We start from the raw sequence: 3,076 nt of genomic DNA on the forward strand, positions 1-3,076 counted from the left end.
CCCCCGATGCTGTCCCACCCCCTCGCCCTCCAGCGCGCCCTGCGCCCCCTCAAGCGCCGGGTCCCCGCGCCCTTCGGCCATGAGGTGGACGAGGAGGCGACCGCCCACCGCATCGCCCGGCTCGGCGCGGCACCCCAGTGGTGGCAGCCGGTCCTGCGCCCGACGACCGAACGCTGGCTGACCCTGCACCTCGTGCACGACTCCGGTCCGACCATGCCCGTCTGGGGCCCGCTCGTGCGTGAACTGCACGCGGCCCTCGCGCAGTCGGGCGTGTTCCGCACGGTGGAGTCGCACCGGCTGGCGGCCGACGGCACCGTACGGCGGCCCGGTTCGCAGGAGTCGTATGCCGACGGACGCACCGTCACGCTGATCGTCTCCGACTGCATGGGCCCGCAGTGGCGGGAGGGCGCGGCGGGCGACCGCTGGTACCGCACGCTGCGGCGGTGGGCCGCCAGCATGCCGGTGGCCGTGGTCCAGCCGCTCCCGGAACGACTGTGGCGCACCACGGCGCTGCCGGCCGTGACCGCGCGGATCACCTCGCCCTCGCCGGCGGCGCCCAACTCGGCGTACGAGGTGGACTCGTACATCACCGACATCGCCGGGCCCGGTTCGCTTCCCCTTCCCGTCCTGGAACCCTCGGCGCCCTGGCTGGCGAACTGGTCGAAGCTCCTGGGCCGGGCGGGCCGGCTGCCGGGCTCCGTCGCCCTGTTGGGGCCGGTCCCTCCCCTGGACCCGGTCGACGAACTGGGCCGGAGCGATGTGGAGCGGCTCTCGCCGGAGGATCTCGTCCTGCGCTTCCGCTCCATCGCCTCCCCGGAGGCCTTCCGTCTCGCGGGCCATCTCGCCCTCGGCCGCCCCGAGCTGCCGGTGATGCGGCTCCTGCACGCCGCGATCGAGCCCGACCCACGCCCCCAGCACCTGGCGGAGGTGATACTCAGCGGTCTGCTGACCACGGTGCCGGGGCGCCCGGCCGGGTCGTACGACTTCCGTCCCGGGGTGCGCGAGCTGCTGCTGCGAACCCTGCCGCGCACGGCGCACGGGCGGACGTCCGAACTCCTGTCCCGTGTCGGCGCGTTGATCGACGAGCGGGCCGGAGTGGCGGCCCGGGAGTTCCGGATCGCCGCGCCCGGTGACGGGGGTGTGGCCGCGCGGGGGGAGCCGTTCGCGGCGGTGCGGGCGGAGAGCGTACGCCTGCTGGGCGGGGCACCCCCGGAGTCCTCGCGGATGGTGCTGGGCAGGTACCGGCTCGTGCGGCGCGTGGGCATGGGCTCGCCGCAGGTGTGGCTGGCCCAGGACACACAGCTCGACCGGACCGTGGCCGTGTACGAGTACTCCGCGCGGCGGGAGCACGAACCGTTCCTGGCGCGGGCACGCCTCATCGCCGGCCTCCGGAGCCCGAATGTGATCGCGGTCCTGGACCACGGTGTCGAGGGCGACGTCCCGTACCTGGTCACCGAGTTCGTGGAAGGTGTCTCCCTGGCCGAGCTCACCGCCGAGGGCGGTTTCCGGCTGCCGTACTGGCTGCTCGCCCCGCTGGCGCGCCACGTCGCGAGGGGCCTCGAAGCCGTGCACGAACAGGGTCTGGTGCACGGCCGGTTCAGTGCGCGCAGTCTGCTGCTGTGCCCGGACGGCACCGTGAAGATCACCGGCCTCGCGCTGGGGAACGTCCGTGGCCGCACCGAGTCGAAGGACCTGGAGGACTTCGGTCACCTGCTGATCGAGCTGGCCGGGGGCCTGGCGGGGTCCGACGACAGGCCGAAGCCTCGTCTTCCGCGTCGGCTCGCGCTGTTCCGGGCCCGGTTCCCGGTGATCGCCGACAAACTCCTCAACCCCTCCCTCGGCGTCCAGCGCGAAGGCAGGAGCCTGTTCCAGGCATCCTCGTTCACCGAGGTGCTGGAGGCCGTCGCCGAGGATCGATACCAGTACGGCCTGTTCGGCCCCGTGCGGATCGGCCGGCGGGACCGCCCGCTGCCGGTCGGCGACGGCCCGGCCCGGGCCCTGCTCTGCATGCTGCTCCTGCGGCACGGCAGGACCGTGTCGAACGACGAACTGATCGAGGGCCTGTGGGGGCAGCACCCCCCTGAGCACCCCCATCGGGAGCTGGCCGCCCTCGCCTCCTCCCTGCGCGCCGCTCTCGGCCCCGGGCTCCTCGCCACGACGGTGGACGGCTATGCCCTCCACGCTGCGCCCTCCACCATCGATGTGTTCCGCTGCGAGGACCTCGTGGCCAAGGTGAACACCCGCCGGGCCGAGGGCGACCCGGCGACCGCCCGCGCCTCCGTCCAGTACGCCCTCGACCTCTGGTACGGCGACCCTCTCGACAGTGTCCCCGGCCCCGCGGCCGAGGCGGCCCGTGCCCGCCTCCATGCCCTCCGTCGGTCCCTGTACGTCACCCGCGCCGAACTCGATCTGGAACTGGGCGACTTCGAGCAGGCCGCAGCCGACCTCGCCCCGCTGCTCCAGGAGTACCCGGAGCACGAGGACTTCCGTCGTCTGCACCGGCTCGCCCTGCGCGCCACGCCCGAGCTCGACCGCGCCACCCTCACCGTCGAGATCACCGGCCCGGACCCGCGCCCGGACACCCACCGCTTTCTGGGCCGCACCCTCCCCTGGCTGCTCTCCCTGGGCGACCTGGACCCGAGCCGGTACGAACTGCTCACCCGCGACAACGGGTACGTCGTCGTGACCGAGCCCGGCGCCCCCGTCCTGCCGGTCCTGCACGCGGTCCTGCGCGAGCTGCCGGGCGCGCTGCTGGACGTGGACGACCCCCCCGGCATCCGGGTGACCTTCTGGCACACCGCCCAGTTCGTGCGGGCGGACCGGACGGCCGCGTCCCCTGACCTCCCGTCGGCGCTGGGCGACCCCTCCCCCGCGGATGTCGTGGTCGTGCTCTCCCCGGTCCTGCACCGGAAACTCACGGCCGAAACCGGCAGCCACGGCGACCCGGACGCCGGCTTCCTGTCCCTGCCCGGCCCGTCGCCGGACATCCCGCCCCTCGCCTGGTACCTCCCGCTGGACCTGCCCCAGCCCGCGCCGGTGCCCGAGCACCGCGATCTCGTGCGGGGCCCCTTCACCG

General features: G+C 74.2%; 1 protein-coding gene. It reads left to right on the top strand.

Annotated features, from left to right (window positions below):
- The coding region (locus FPZ41_RS45895; protein WP_152870777.1) for an SAV_2336 N-terminal domain-related protein at positions 1 to 3,076 on the top strand (3,076 nt) is incomplete at both ends.

Source organism: Streptomyces acidicola (assembly GCF_009377235.1).
GTDB classification, from domain to species: domain Bacteria; phylum Actinomycetota; class Actinomycetes; order Streptomycetales; family Streptomycetaceae; genus Streptomyces; species Streptomyces acidicola.